At 34.4% G+C, this 13,826-nt stretch carries 12 protein-coding genes; 7 read left to right on the top strand and 5 right to left on the bottom strand.

Features of this window, described 5'->3' with window-relative positions; translation table 11 throughout:
• Positions 1 to 3: 3 nt before the first annotated feature.
• From CLV33_RS16185 to can, 4 genes are all read left to right on the top strand, one after another.
• The gene (locus CLV33_RS16185; RefSeq protein ID WP_105474755.1) at positions 4 to 2,370 is read left to right on the top strand and encodes a DUF2309 domain-containing protein; all 2,367 of its coding nucleotides are present in this window, start codon (positions 4 to 6) and stop codon (positions 2,368 to 2,370) included.
• Between the two features lie 17 nt (positions 2,371 to 2,387).
• A complete protein-coding gene (locus CLV33_RS16180) occupies positions 2,388 to 2,897 on the top strand; it encodes a universal stress protein (RefSeq protein ID WP_105474754.1) in 510 nt (169 codons plus the stop codon).
• 251 nt (positions 2,898 to 3,148) lie between these two features.
• The gene (locus CLV33_RS16175) at positions 3,149 to 5,014 is read left to right on the top strand and encodes a SulP family inorganic anion transporter (RefSeq protein WP_105474753.1); all 1,866 of its coding nucleotides are present in this window, start codon (positions 3,149 to 3,151) and stop codon (positions 5,012 to 5,014) included.
• An 11-nt stretch (positions 5,015 to 5,025) separates the two neighbouring features.
• Complete coding sequence (gene can, locus CLV33_RS16170) at positions 5,026 to 5,670, top strand: carbonate dehydratase (protein WP_105474752.1); 645 nt, start codon at positions 5,026 to 5,028, stop codon at positions 5,668 to 5,670.
• 91 nt (positions 5,671 to 5,761) lie between these two features.
• Here can and CLV33_RS16165 read toward each other — a convergent pair whose 3' ends face one another.
• On the bottom strand, positions 5,762 to 6,724 hold the full coding sequence (locus CLV33_RS16165) for a sodium-dependent bicarbonate transport family permease (RefSeq protein WP_105474751.1): 963 nt from the start codon (positions 6,722 to 6,724) through the stop codon (positions 5,762 to 5,764).
• An 88-nt stretch (positions 6,725 to 6,812) separates the two neighbouring features.
• On the opposite strand from CLV33_RS16165, the gene CLV33_RS16160 reads away from it, so the two are divergent.
• A complete protein-coding gene (locus CLV33_RS16160; RefSeq protein ID WP_105474750.1) occupies positions 6,813 to 7,739 on the top strand; it encodes a LysR family transcriptional regulator in 927 nt (308 codons plus the stop codon).
• On the opposite strand, the gene CLV33_RS16155 is transcribed toward CLV33_RS16160, so the two are convergent.
• Entirely contained in the window at positions 7,736 to 8,254 is a 519-nt protein-coding gene (locus tag CLV33_RS16155; protein ID WP_042240626.1) for a CvpA family protein, read from the bottom strand. The two genes, CLV33_RS16160 and CLV33_RS16155, sit on opposite strands and share 4 nt — an antisense overlap.
• A gap of 170 nt (positions 8,255 to 8,424) precedes the next feature.
• Here CLV33_RS16155 and CLV33_RS16150 point away from each other — a divergent pair, with 170 nt between their 5' ends.
• Together CLV33_RS16150 and pheS are read left to right on the top strand one after the other, a co-directional pair.
• Positions 8,425 to 8,781 carry a hypothetical protein gene (locus CLV33_RS16150; RefSeq protein WP_105474749.1) on the top strand — a complete coding sequence of 119 codons (357 nt, stop codon included), beginning with the start codon at positions 8,425 to 8,427 and terminating at the stop codon, positions 8,779 to 8,781.
• 347 nt (positions 8,782 to 9,128) lie between these two features.
• Positions 9,129 to 10,148, top strand: coding sequence for a phenylalanine--tRNA ligase subunit alpha (gene pheS / locus CLV33_RS16145; protein WP_042239901.1), 1,020 nt, complete (start codon positions 9,129 to 9,131; stop codon positions 10,146 to 10,148).
• A gap of 158 nt (positions 10,149 to 10,306) precedes the next feature.
• Here the strand turns inward: pheS and CLV33_RS16140 are convergent, their stop codons facing one another.
• The 3 genes from CLV33_RS16140 to CLV33_RS16130 all read right to left on the bottom strand — a co-directional run bounded on the left by CLV33_RS16140 (position 10,307) and on the right by CLV33_RS16130 (position 13,606).
• On the bottom strand, positions 10,307 to 11,374 hold the full coding sequence (locus tag CLV33_RS16140) for a hypothetical protein (RefSeq protein WP_105474748.1): 1,068 nt from the start codon (positions 11,372 to 11,374) through the stop codon (positions 10,307 to 10,309).
• 174 nt (positions 11,375 to 11,548) lie between these two features.
• Positions 11,549 to 12,895 (bottom strand): serine hydrolase domain-containing protein, encoded by a 1,347-nt coding sequence (locus tag CLV33_RS16135; RefSeq protein ID WP_105474747.1) that lies wholly within the window; start codon positions 12,893 to 12,895, stop codon positions 11,549 to 11,551.
• 159 nt (positions 12,896 to 13,054) lie between these two features.
• Positions 13,055 to 13,606 (bottom strand): hypothetical protein, encoded by a 552-nt coding sequence (locus tag CLV33_RS16130; RefSeq protein ID WP_146109762.1) that lies wholly within the window; start codon positions 13,604 to 13,606, stop codon positions 13,055 to 13,057.
• Positions 13,607 to 13,826: the final 220 nt, after the last annotated feature.

The following is a 13,826-nucleotide window of genomic DNA, read 5'->3' as shown; positions in this document are numbered from 1 at the left end:
GTTATGACAAAAAGAGAACAAATACTTTTAAGTATAGAAGCCGCTTCTCAACGCATTGGTACTACGTGGCCGTTGTATTCTTTTGTAGCTTCTAATCCATTATCAGGTTACGAGAAGTTGTCTTTTGAAAACGCTGTAAAGGAAGCCGAACATTATTTAAAGTCAAAGTCCTATCCAAGTGCATCTGTTTACCGAACAGCGCTGGAAAACAATCATATAGATAAATCTATTTTAGAAGGTATTTTACGCGAAGCAGAATACTACGATAATCCAGAGGCATATTTAAACCAGATGGAGAATGCGCCACAAAAAACATCACAACCACAATCTAAGCTAGATGTGATTATGACGAAATGGTTGGCGGTTTTTATGGATGAAGGTATGGCCGAATGGCAAATGCCTAATAAAGAAAAAGGCTTTTTTAAAGCATGGAAAGCCTTAGCAAGTTATGATAAGGACATAGGCAAACCAAGTTTAAAGCATGTGCCAGACGATAGCGTAGATGCCATAGAACAGGTGTTGAGTGCACACAACATTTCTAATTACAACGAATTGTTTACAGCACACATATCTGCCTTACCAGGGTGGACAGGATACATAAAGCACAGAACAAACACCAATACGGTATGGCAACAACAATTTCCTATAACTATAGAAGATTATCTAGCTGTACGTTTAACCATTGCAAACCATTTAGGGTTTTCTTTAGAAGTTGATAAAAAACCTAAAGAAGATACGCCAGATACAAAGTTAAAGCACCTTTGGTTAAAGGCATGGGAGAAGACATTTCAAGATAAACTTACATTAAATCTAGCAAGTCAAGCAGCTCAAAACACATTAGAAAATAAAGCAGATCTACCAGATGCACAAATGGTATTTTGTATCGATACACGATCGGAACTCATCCGCCGTCATGTAGAAGCTTCAGGAAATTATGAAACTTTTGGTTATGCTGGCTTTTTTGGAATTGCTGCCGATTATCAACATTATCAAGAAGACATTAGTGTAAAGTCCTGCCCTCCAATTGTGGGATCTCCTTATAAAATAACAGAAGCGCCTCTCGAAAATACATCTGTTAAAGATGAGGCTTTTAAAAGAAACAAAAAGGTAGCTACATCTAAAACGCGCATTTTAAAACGCCTTAAGAACATGTTGCCATCGTCCTTTGGGTTTGTGGAAGGTTCTGGGGCATTCTATGGTTTGTCGCTTGTAGCACAATCTTTTATGCCTAAAGTATTTTTAAAATTAAAGAATGATAAAAATGAATACGAATCGTTTTGTGAACCACAAATTACTTATAACGATACTACACAAAAAGCAATTGCACTCGAAGAAAAAGTAGCTATTGTAAAATCAGGGTTCGACCTAATGGGATGGGAGCAATTTGCTCCATTAGTATTATTTGTAGGCCATGGTAGTAAAACTGCTAACAATCCATTTGCATCAAGTTTAGATTGTGGGGCTTGCGCAGCGAATCCTGGGAGGCATAACGCAAGATTGTTAGCTACTTTAGCAAACGATAAAGATGTAAGACGGGTTTTAGCGAAAGCGCACAATATAAACATTCCGAAAAGCACCATTTTTGTTGGTGCTGAGCATAACACCACTACAGACGAAATAGAGTTGTTTGATAATCAAGTTCCAGAAACACATAAAATGTCTTTAAAAGCATTAAAAGATAATTTACTAAAAGCCCAAGAAACAGCCACAGCTGAAAGGCTAGGTGTTACGTCTGGAAGCATAGCACTAGCACAAGCCAAATCTATAAATTGGGGAGAAACAAGACCAGAATGGGGATTGGCTAAAAATGCAGCTTTTATAGTTGGTTCTAGAAAATTAACGGCATCTAGTAACTTAGATGGCAGATGTTTTATGCACTCTTACAATTGGAAGTTAGATCCAGAAGGAAAAGCTCTAGAAGGCATAATGGGCGGTCCAATGGTAGTAACCCAATGGATTAACAATCATTACTATTTCAGTACGGTTGATAATGATAAATTTGGTGGTGGCTCTAAAGTAACCCATAATATTACAGGTCATTATGGGGTGGTTCAAGGTAATGGTGGCGATTTAAAAATGGGATTACCATTACAGTCCCTTAAATCAACAGATACGGATATGTACCACCAACCATTGCGATTAACTACAATAATTCATGCGCCTTTAGAGCGTGTGGAGTCTATCTTAAGAAAAAATAAGCACTTACAAATGCTTTTAGATAATGAATGGATGTATTTAAAGGTTATGGATAGTAGTGATAAAAATACAATTAGAACTTACACGAAAAACTTCAATTGGCATCCAGAAAAGATTAACGTTTCTAAAGTGAAAATTGAAAATGTTAAAGTCACAAATATAGATATTAACTAACCTGATTAAAAATTGCTATGAAAAAGAATAAAAATAAGGTATTAGTACTTCTAGACTTAAATGCTCCTACCGATGAAATAATTAGCTATACGGCTAAATTGGCAGAAGAAATAAATGCCGATTATGAGTTTTTTGCTGTAAAAAAACCAACCGAAATAGTAAATACCGATAGCCAATTATCTGCTATGCGTTCAATAAATAGAGATTATATAGATGTTACTAATAAAATTAAAGCCATAGTAGCGCCTTTGTCAAATCATGTAAAAGTTAATGTCAAAACATCATTTGCTATTGGCAATGTTAAAACCGAAATAGAAAATAAACTTAATAAAACTAAACCTAATATAGTTGTTATAGGTAAGAGAAAACAAAAAAACTTCAATTTTATGGGAGATCATATTACGAATGTTTTATATAAAAAAAATGATATTGCGGTTTTAGTGGCATCTAAAAATAATACATCAAATATTCTAAAGGATTTACCATTACGTTTAGTTTCGCAAAAGCGGAAAGAATTAGTTTTATAATTTATTATAGATTCTACTTCAAAACTACTTAATGCCTAGGCGTTAAGGGTAAATAGTAAAATAAAAGCTTGCAATTTCTTGTAAAATTGCAAGTTTTTGTAATTATAAGGCGTAGTTGTATGGTTTAGGTGTTTGTAAACAAACTTTATAAATCAATTTTTGATTTTTTAAAAATTAGGTTAACTTCGGAAACTATAACCATTTTATTAAAATAACTATTTCTAATAAAATGGATTAATATTATTTGATATATGAAGAACTTGTTTACAAACATAAAAGGAGATGCCTTTGGCGGAATTACAGCAGGAATTGTGGCGCTACCTTTGGCGCTCGCTTTTGGTGTGTCCTCTGGATTAGGACCTACAGCAGGACTTTACGGTGCTATTTTTATTAGTTTTTTTGCAGCCCTTTTTGGTGGTACAAATACCCAAATTTCAGGCCCTACAGCACCAATGACAGCTGTAAGTATGGTAATTATTGCAGGTATTATTGCTGCTAATGATGGCGATGTAAACAAAGCACTTCCTACCATACTCACAGTGTTTTTACTCGCAGGACTAATGCAAATTGGTCTTGGAGCATTAAAATTAGGCATGTATATTAGATATATCCCATACCCCGTTGTTTCGGGATTTATGACGGCTATAGGCGTTATAATTATACTCACCCAAATATTACCCTCTTTAGGATACTACCCAAAGGAAGACATGGAGTTTGTAAATACGTTTAAGGCACAGGCACAAGAGGTAATTTTAGAAAACATTCTTAAAGATGAGGCAGGAGAAGGCATATTAGTTCTAGAAAATTTTAAAGAAACCATAAATAGAGCCGATGAAATTACACAAGATGCTGTTTTAAAGGAATCTCAAACTCTAGCGGCAAAAGAGGCTTCAGGTGCTTTAGGTGCTATAAAGGCTATACCAAGAGCTTTGCAAAACATAAATTGGTTAGAGTTAATCTTAGCTTTAGGTACTATTATCATTATTTATGGGTTTAAACGCATTACCAAGGCAGTACCAAGCACGCTTGTAGCATTAATAGTAATGTCTGGCATTGCCGTTGGCTTCAACCTTGGCTACAGACCTATTGAAGAAATTCCTAGCGGGTTGCCAGTTCCTAATCTCGAAATATTTACCGAGTTTAAATTAAGTAGTGTAACACCATATGTTTTTACAGCGTTAACCTTGGCCTTGTTAGGGGCTATAGATTCGTTACTAACAAGTGTTGTGGCCGATAACATGACCAAAACAAAGCATAAACCTAATAAAGAGTTAGTTGGGCAGGGTATAGGCAACAGTATAGCTGCCGTTTTTGGGGGTATACCTGGGGCAGGAGCAACCATTCGTACCGTAGTAAATATTACTTCTGGAGGTAAAACAAAACTATCTGGTATGATAGCTGGTGTGCTGTTGTTTATTATTCTATTAGGTTTAGGCCCAATAGCATCAAAAATTCCAGCTGCGGTTTTAGCAGGAATCTTAATCACGGTAGGTATTGGTGTTATGGATTATAAAGGCTTAAAAGCGATTCCTAATTTACCTAAAGATGTAAAGATTGGCCCAGTTAAATTTAGCATGGAAGTTTTAATTATGTTAACTGTTTTGGTGCTATCAACATTCTGGAATTTAGTATACGCCGTAGGCATAGGTTTGGTAATAGCATCTTTAATGTTTATGAAAAAAATTGGTGATATTACGGGTGAACGCTCTGGAATAACCTCCTTAAAAGAAGAAGAGGCTTGGGCAGATGAAAAAGAATTCCCTAATAATTTAAAAGAAGAAGTGTTTATTAAGCACGTTAAAGGGCCATTGTTTTTTGGTTCTACAAGCGATTTCCAACAACTTGTAGCTCAAATTCCTAATACAGCCGAAATTGTAATTATGAGGTTGGCCCGAATGCAGTATATGGATCAATCTGGCTTGTATGCTATGGAAGATATGTTGCAAGATTTACAAAAAAACGGTGTAGAAGTACTCTTTGTTGGTTTACCCAAACAACCACGTTACATGATGGAGCGGATTGATATTATTCCTGATTTTGTTCCAGAAGAACACATTTTTAATAGATTTGAGGAATGCTTGAATTGGGTAAAAGCAAACATTAAAGATAAATATTAAAATATAAAACTATGGCTGAAAATGATTATTATCAAAAGTTATTGTCCAATAACAAAGCTTGGGTTGCAAGAAAGTTAGAGGAAGATAAGGATTACTTTACTCGATTAGCAGAATTACAAAAACCACCTGTGTTATGGATTGGTTGTGCCGATAGTAGAGTACCAGCAAACGAAATTACCGGAACGCACTCTGGCGAAGTTTTTGTACACAGAAACATAGCCAATATGGTTGTACATACCGACATGAATATGCTAAGTGTTTTAGATTATGCAGTGAACCATTTAAGAGTAAAACACGTTATTGTTTGTGGGCACTATGGGTGTGGAGGCGTGCATGCTGCAATGCAAAATAAATCTATTGGTCTTATAAATAAATGGGTAAGAAATATTAAAGAGGTTTATAAAAGCAACAAAACAGAACTTGATAAAATTTCTGACGAACAAAAACGTTTTGATCGTTTAGTAGAATTAAACGTAAAACAACAAGTTTACGATTTGGCTAAAACATCAATAGTGCAACAAGCTTGGAAAAACAACTGGGACTTACAACTTCATGGTTGGGTGTACGGACTTAGCGATGGGGTTATAAAAGACTTAAAGGTAACTATGGAAAGTACAGAACATTTAGACCAAATGTTTAGACTAGAGTTCGATTAAACATTTAAACTTAAAACTTAAGAAAGGCTGTCTTTACATAAATTATAGTAAGACCGCCTTTTTTTATTGGAGTTATAAGGGTTTTTAAAAACTACATCATTTGTATAAAAGCATAATAAATGGGCATGCCTAATGTAATATTAAACGGAAAGGTAATCCCTAAAGCCATAGGTATGTAAATACCAGCATCTGCTCGTGGTTCTGCCAGTTTCATAGTTGCAGGAACCGCAATGTAAGACGCACCCGCGCCAAGGATAGCAAATAACAATCTGTTACCAGGGCTTTCGGTAATAAAACCACTTAAATAGGCTACAATTAAGCCATTAATTAAAGGCACTATAATCCCAAAAGCAAATAAAAATAGTCCGTACTTTTTAAAACCTTGTATACGTTTAGCAGTAACCATTCCCATTTCTAATAAGAAAAGCGAAAGGAATCCCTTAAAAATATCGGTAGTAAAAGGCTCTATACCTCTAGCTTGATTTGCATCAGCAATTAGGCCAATTACCAAGCTTCCAATAAGCATTAAAACACTACCTCCAGTAAGCGAATGCTTTATTAAAGACCCTATAGATTTATCGGTTTTTTTACCAGCATCGTATAGCATTATTAAAATTACACCAACAATAATGGCAGGCGATTCCATAATAGCCATAATAGCTACCATGTGCCCGCCAAAAGTAACACCTTGTTGCTCTAAAAATGATACAGCAGTAACAAAAGTAACGGCGCTAACAGAGCCATACGCTGCTGCTATAGCCCCTGCATTTGGCACGCCAACCTTTTTTTTAAGTGCAAAAAAAGTATAAATAGGCACTAAGCTAGAGAGTAGTATTGCAAAAATAATAGAGTATAAAATCTCAGAATTAAATGCGCTATGAGAAAGTTCTTGTCCGCCTTTAAAGCCAATAGCAAAAAGAAGGTAAAGCGAGATAAATTTAGAGGAGTTTTCAGGAATTTTTAAATCGCTCTTTAAAGCTGTTGCCAATATTCCAAGAATAAAAAATAAAAGAACAGGATTTGTTAAGTTGCTGATGAGTACATCAATATTCATATAGTTTGTTTAAAAGTTGGCGCAAAAGTATTTTATCTATTTCATATATTTTTATTTAATTTTGTTATCAAAAACATAAATACATTTTATGAATTTCACATTACACCAATTAAAGGTATTTAGCGTAATTGTTCAAAAGAAAAGCATTACCAAAGCTGCCGAAGAGTTGAATATGACGCAGCCCGCGGCTTCCATACAACTTAAAAACTTTCAAGATCAGTTTGATATTCCATTAACCGAGGTTATTGGTAGGCAGTTATACGTTACCAATTTTGGTAGTGAAATTTACAATATTGCAGAATCTATTTTAAACCAAGTAGGAACTATAGATTATAAAACACAAGCATTTAAAGGATTACTGTCTGGGAAATTAAGAATATCGGTAGTGTCTACAGGAAATTATGTAATGCCTTATTTTTTAAATGGATTTTTAAAACAGCATCCGCAAATAGATTTGGTGCTTGATGTATCAAACAAAACCAATGTTATTAAAGACTTAGAGCAAAACGAAGTAGATTTTTCTTTGGTAACTATTAGTCCCAAGCATCTAGATTTGTACGAAGAGCCCATTATGATTAATAAACTGCATTTAGTGGCAGCTTCTAGCAATAGCTTAAATATTAAAAGTATAGAAGACAAATCGATATTTAATAGAATTCCACTAATTTATCGCGAAGAAGGCTCTGGAACACGATTTACAATGCAAGAATTTTTTGCAGAACAACACATTCAACCCAAAATAAAATTAGAGCTAACAACCAATGAAGCTATAAAACAAGCGGTTGTTGCAGATATTGGTATGTCTATCGTTTCATTATTAAGCATTAAAAACGAATTATCGCAAAACGAACTAAAAATTATTCCGGTAAAAGGATTGCCTTTAGAATCGCAATGGAAATTAATATGGTTAAAAAAGAAGAATTTATCGCCAGTGGCTTTAGCCTTTTTAGATTATGTAAAACAAGAAAAAGATAAGGTTTACAACAAATTTTTTAAATGGATGGAACAGTATTAAACGGTTTGTTTAGTGTTAGCCTTAGTGTTTTCCTCTTTCTTTAAAAGGTTTGGAAAAATCATTGGGGCTAAAGATTTTACGGGTTCATATAAAACAGAATGCTCTAAATCATCATCACTTGCAAACGGTATTGTGTTATTCAAATTACTAAAAACCATAAGAATAACGCTTAAAATTACGCCAATTTTTAAACCACCAAAAACAGCACCTAGCACTTTATTTATAATACCTAAAGCTGCAAAATTAGCCAGTTTAGTTAGGGCTTTTCCAGCAAGTGCAATAGCTAACACTATAATTATAAAAGTAATGGCAAATGCTACAATATTAATGTACTTTTCGTCCCAAGTTACTTTTTCCATTAAAAATTCGGCAGCAAAATTACTAAAATGAATGGCGCCATACACGCCAGCAACTAAAGCAGCAAGCGATGCTACTTCCACAAAAAGGCCTTTCATAAAACCGCGAATTATTCCAAATAAAATGAGTGCTCCAAGAATAATATCAATAACTGCCATGTCTGTAAATTTAAACAAATATAGAATAATACTAATACCTAGGTTTACTAACTTTGCAACTTTAAGTATGTGAAACGCAATATATGTAAGCATTATTGCCAATACAATAGTAACAGTTAAATGCTTCCTTAAATAGTAAAGGGAATTTCTTATATTGATAAAACAGATAAATGTCTAGAGACGAAAAATTAAAAGAACGATGGGGATTGGTAGTGCAAAAACTATCTAACCAATTCGCAGATGGCGATATTTTAGATCTTGATGCTATAATTTATCTTATAGGTGTGCAAGAATTAGGGCAATTAAACAGAACGTTTAAAAAAGATCAAAAGCTAGATCTCATGCATATTGCAATTTGTAAGCTGCTTTCTCCGTATGGCTATTACGAGCTCGATTTTGTAGACGATGAGGGTTGGCCACATTACAAAACCTTAGAGGCACTTCCGTTTTTAAAAGCAGGTGAGCAATCTGTTTTAATGAAAGAAGCCATAGTTAACTATTTTTTAGAAACCGAATATATTACCTAAAGCACCATTACTTCTAGTAATTCTTATTTTTTTATCAAAATTGTAAATTAAAAAAAGGCTTTACTCATTAATTCTTGTTTTAAACAAAAACATAGTGAATATAAAAATTGTGGCAGTTGCTTTGTGGTGTTGTATGCTCATCTGTTGGCAGGATTCGAAATAACATAAAAATCGTTTAAAACTCTAACTAAAGCCAGCCATAGTGTTATTAAGAGTTACACTTTTTTTGTAATATGGCAATCTCTTAATTTTTAAAGATTACTTTGCCGTTTACTCCCAGTAATGTTGATAATTTCATTAAATTTGCCATCATTTTTGGTACTGAAATAAATTCAGCATAAAGTATTATGATAGATAAAATACAAGAACTCATTGCAGAAGCCGAGGCGTTTAAAGCGCAAACAAAAGAAGAGGTAGAAGCTTTCCGTATAAAATATTTAGGTAAAAAAGGGTTGTTAAACCAATATTTTGCTGAGTTTAAAAATGTGGCAAACGACCAAAAGAAAGAATTTGGACAAACCATTAATAAACTTAAGAAAACTGCTGAGGAAAAAGTAAACACCTTAAAAGAAGAATTAGAAAGTAAGGAAGAGGTAAAAGGGGTTTATGGCGATTTATCGCGTCCTGGACAGCCAATAGAAATAGGTGCGCGTCACCCTATTTCCATAGTAAAAAATCAAATTATCGATATATTTTCGCGTATTGGATTTAACGTAAGTGAAGGGCCAGAGATTGAAGACGATTGGCATAACTTTACGGCACTTAATTTGCCAGAACACCATCCGGCACGCGATATGCAGGATACATTTTTTATTCAAACCAATCCTGATATTTTATTGCGTACACATACCAGTTCTGTACAAGTGCGCTACATGGAAAATAATAAACCACCAATTAGAACCATTTCTCCAGGACGTGTATATAGAAACGAGGCTATTTCGGCGCGTTCGCATTGTTTTTTCCACCAAGTAGAAGGTTTGTATATAGATAAAGATGTAAGTTTTGCAGATTTAAAACAAACCCTGCAACATTTTACTACCGAGATGTTTGGAAAAAGCAAAATACGTTTACGCCCAAGTTACTTCCCGTTTACAGAACCAAGTGCCGAGGTAGATGTGTATTGGGGCTTAGAAACCGAAACCGATTATAAAATGACCAAGGGCACAGGTTGGTTAGAAATTATGGGCTGCGGTATGGTAGACCCTAATGTATTGGAAAACTGTGGCATCGATTCTAAGGAGTATTCTGGTTTTGCCTTTGGTATGGGAATAGACAGAATAGCCTTATTGCTGCATCAAATAAGCGATATTCGTTTGTTGAGTGAAAACGATGTTAGGTTTTTAGAACAGTTTAAAAGCGCTTTTTAAGTCGTTTTTAATATTGCCAAAGCGGTTTGAGTGTAGTTTGGCAACTAAGTTAGTAAATGTAAAACGAATAGAAATTCCATAGTATCTTCATGAGTAGGCGATTACTAGCCATTATTTAAAGTGATTTTAAGTTTGTAAAACTTAATTTTTAATAAATTTTAATCATTTAACAAAATTTTCAATCCTTCTTTTAAAAGTTCCGTATACTTTCCGTGTTCAATTTTTACATTTACTACTTCAGCGTTTTTTGATTTGAGAAATGCTATTTCTTTTTCTGTTAATTTTCCAACGCTTTGGTCTATTTCACTATAAATGTAGGTGACATTTGATAGGTCGGTGTCTTTCAGCAACTCAGTATATTTCTCATCTCTACTTAATGCAGAGGCTATTTTTCTCATATTTACCGTATAAATATTATCAGACTTTTCACCTACAATAGGTGTTATAGCGTCCTCTTCAAATTGTGCTTTTAGTCCTTTAGAATAGGCATTGCTTACTTCCTGTGTCATATCCAGTCTGCCTACCATTAACAAATATCCATCAGCGATATTCTTGTAGTCAGCAATGGATTTTAGACCAACAAAAGAACCATAAGACCCACCAACAACATAAACTTTTTTATTTTGTGATTTAAAGAAACTTATGAGTTTATAAAGCGTTTTAGCTGTTTCAGTATTATACTTTTTTGCTCGTTCCCAAGTTATTTCTTCCCTTTCTGTTTCTTCTGGATACATTGTTTGTGATTCACGCATATTTACCAAAAAATAATTGTTATCATCAATTCCACCTGAAATATTCATTAAGGCTTCAAACCCATAGGTGGTAAGATAATTTACTGGTCCACCTTGTAAATAAATGATTACTATATTGCTATCTGGATTTCCGAATGAATAGCCCGATTTTGTTAATGATTCAGGTATGTTTTCATATTCAATCTTTATGTCTTCGTTTTTCGTTAGGTTCTTAACAACTAAAGCTTTGTAATTTCCGTTTTTGTCAACGAACATTAAGGGCTTTAACTTATTTTCCATAATTAGCGGCAATACTTCTTTGAAGTTTGCTTTTGTGCCATCTTCATAGAATACTGGCTTAAAATCTTCGGGTGGCTGTTTTTTCGCAAGTTTTTGTATGGGCAGCAGTTTTAGACTGTCAGGTATGAATGCATATTCTTGACCTTGTACAACAAAGCTTATGAATATGTTCGTAATTAGAATCAGTTTTTTCATTATGTACTTTTTGAGTTTGGTTGATTATGTTTTACAACGGTTTTGGCTATGGTTTCGTTACGAAATGGTACGCGAGTATCATTCCGTAGTAACCATAAATTTAGCAAAAAGGCTCGAAATTCCGATTAGGAATTTCAGCCGTAATGAACTATAGCCGTTGTTGTGCATAGTAATTTATTCTTTAAATTGCTCAAGTAATGCCAAACTACGGACAAGGGCTGTCATATACATGTTATTATTCGTCTCATTCTTTTTTGCACTAAAAAAAGCAATAACCAATCTTTTTGTTGGTGATATGTAAAGACCCTGACCTCCAAACCCAGTTTTAAGGAAGTCGCCATCTTCAAAAATCACATCCCAATGATAGCTTTGAAAATCTGCACCTTGATCTTCATAATATTTTTTCCTCAAATGCTGATCTGTTCCTCCTTCAGATCTAAATAATGATCTATCTCCAGTATGAATTTGATTTATATATCGTGTCGATGCTATTTTTGTAGTAGTATCATCTGTAAAGGCCAGTCCGTATCTAGCCAGATCTCTCAGGCGCATTAGTATTGGACCGTAACTTCCAGCAACACCAGTACTGGATAGCGTTACCCTTGCGTCATCTTCAGCTCCGATTTTTGTCCATATATAGTCCTGAACCAACTCATGAAAAGGTTTGGAAGAAACTCTTTCGGCGATGGTGGTCAGAATAACAGAATTGGCAGAGGTATAATCGTAGGATTGACCAGCGGGTTCAATTTTTCCCGAATTGGACAATAATTCTATTAGGCTCTCTTCAAATCCAGGATTTGGCTCTGTATAAACCGCAGAATGCTGAAGTAATTTGTAAAAACAATGGTTTGGGTCAGTAAAGGATCCCTCATCGCTTTCTCTGCAGTTGATTCCTGAGGTCATCCTTAACAAATTTTCAATAGTTACATTCTCCAATGGCTTACCTTTAAACTCTATAAGATATTTCCCAATAGGATCCTGTTCGTTAAGTTTACCTTCATCTGCCAAGTGTGCGATTATGGTTCCTAAAAATGTTTTACTTACAGAGCCCAAAAAATGCTTGTCAGAAGGTTCCATTTCTGGATACCTTTCATAAACCACTTGCCCTTTGTGAAGAACAATTACTCCATTAACTTGTTTTTCATCGCAAATTTGGTCAAGTGACGTTTCCTTTCCAAAGAAGGCACTGGTGAGAATCTCTTGACCGAGGGTTTGACTAATATTTTCTGGAAGCTTTGTTGTTTTTGTATTTCCTTTTTCTATCAGAATAGTAGGAATATAGTTTTCCATATGGCTAAATACCTCTGTTATTTGAGGTCCTCTTCCAATGAGTGATTCAGGAATCGTAAAACTTACTTTATGGTCTTTTGCTGTGGGTATTCTCCTAGACTCAATAGCTAATGTTATTTTCTCTTCTAAAGTAAGCTCTTTGGCTCGTTGAACTTCTTGTTTGCAAGCAAAAAGCAAAAGCATACAGAATACAACGATTGTGCTTAATGTCTTTCTATTTGTTTTCATCATATTCTGTTGGTTAAATTGAGCCTAACGGTTTGGGCTATGGTTTCGTTGCGTGAAAATCCGCGAGGATTTTCCGCCATAAACCGAAGATAGCAAATTTGCGAGGACTTTCCGAGAGGAAAGTCAGAAGCAATGAACTATAGCCGGTGTTGTGTGTAGTTTTTATTTCAATTCATTTTTTACTTTCTTTTCCAAACGTTCTAATGTGCGTATATTATAAATTGAATCATTATAACTTAACCATTCTTTTTTAAAATCAGAATAATAACGTCTATGCATTTTATCAAAATCGGATGCTTTTAAATCTTTTACGCTCAATTTTCTAAAACTATCAACTTCTTTTTCCATTCTGCGCCGATACGCTTCAAGTAAATCAAATTTAACTTGAGCAACTCTTAAATCTCTTGGGTCAGTTGTGTCAGATATTTTTGCGTTTTTAGGCTCAAAAACTGTATGCGACCTAAATAAAATCGGGTCATTTACATTAAACCTGGAGTGAAGTCCTATTCTTGCGTCAAGGTCTTTTAATTCGGGGTCTGTAGTAAAATTAAAGTCAGAATATTTAAGTTTTCTATTCTCCGTCCAAACAATTTTGTCCTTAAGGGTCAAGTATTCCGAAAAGTCATGATAGTAACTCATAAAAAACAATCGAAATGTTATAAATCCAAGGATTATTATGGAAATTGCCAGAATAATTTTTCTTTTTCTATTCATGTTCTCAAATTACACACAACGGTCTTGTGTATGATTTCGTTGCGTGTTTAAGCAACTAAATTAGCAAATATAAACCGAATAGAAAATCCGCGAGGATTTTCGTAAGTAGGCGAGAACCAGCCATTAATTATACACGTCTTAACTTAGCATTTCACTAAATTAGATAAATTAATCATAAAGAACCAAAGAGAGGAATAAGGTTAATATACACGTAGAGACC

Origin of the sequence: Jejuia pallidilutea (assembly GCF_002973595.1) — a bacterium.
GTDB lineage: Bacteria > Bacteroidota > Bacteroidia > Flavobacteriales > Flavobacteriaceae > Jejuia > Jejuia pallidilutea.
This window is presented reverse-complemented; position numbering and strand designations above follow the sequence as displayed.

Bases quoted from the DNA above. Each gene is read 5' to 3' on its own strand.
- CLV33_RS16180 (WP_105474754.1), top strand. From the start codon at position 2,388: ATGAAAAAGAATAAAAATAAGGTATTAGTACTTCTAGACTTAAATGCT.
- CLV33_RS16175 (WP_105474753.1), top strand. From the start codon at position 3,149: ATGAAGAACTTGTTTACAAACATAAAAGGAGATGCCTTTGGCGGAATT.
- CLV33_RS16165 (WP_105474751.1), bottom strand. From the start codon at position 6,724: ATGAATATTGATGTACTCATCAGCAACTTAACAAATCCTGTTCTTTTA.
- CLV33_RS16185 (WP_105474755.1), top strand. From the start codon at position 4: ATGACAAAAAGAGAACAAATACTTTTAAGTATAGAAGCCGCTTCTCAA.
- CLV33_RS16135 (WP_105474747.1), bottom strand. From the start codon at position 12,895: ATGATGAAAACAAATAGAAAGACATTAAGCACAATCGTTGTATTCTGT.
- pheS (WP_042239901.1), top strand. From the start codon at position 9,129: ATGATAGATAAAATACAAGAACTCATTGCAGAAGCCGAGGCGTTTAAA.
- CLV33_RS16130 (WP_146109762.1), bottom strand. From the start codon at position 13,606: ATGAATAGAAAAAGAAAAATTATTCTGGCAATTTCCATAATAATCCTT.
- CLV33_RS16155 (WP_042240626.1), bottom strand. From the start codon at position 8,254: ATGGCAGTTATTGATATTATTCTTGGAGCACTCATTTTATTTGGAATA.
- can (WP_105474752.1), top strand. From the start codon at position 5,026: ATGGCTGAAAATGATTATTATCAAAAGTTATTGTCCAATAACAAAGCT.
- CLV33_RS16140 (WP_105474748.1), bottom strand. From the start codon at position 11,374: ATGAAAAAACTGATTCTAATTACGAACATATTCATAAGCTTTGTTGTA.
- CLV33_RS16150 (WP_105474749.1), top strand. From the start codon at position 8,425: ATGTCTAGAGACGAAAAATTAAAAGAACGATGGGGATTGGTAGTGCAA.
- CLV33_RS16160 (WP_105474750.1), top strand. From the start codon at position 6,813: ATGAATTTCACATTACACCAATTAAAGGTATTTAGCGTAATTGTTCAA.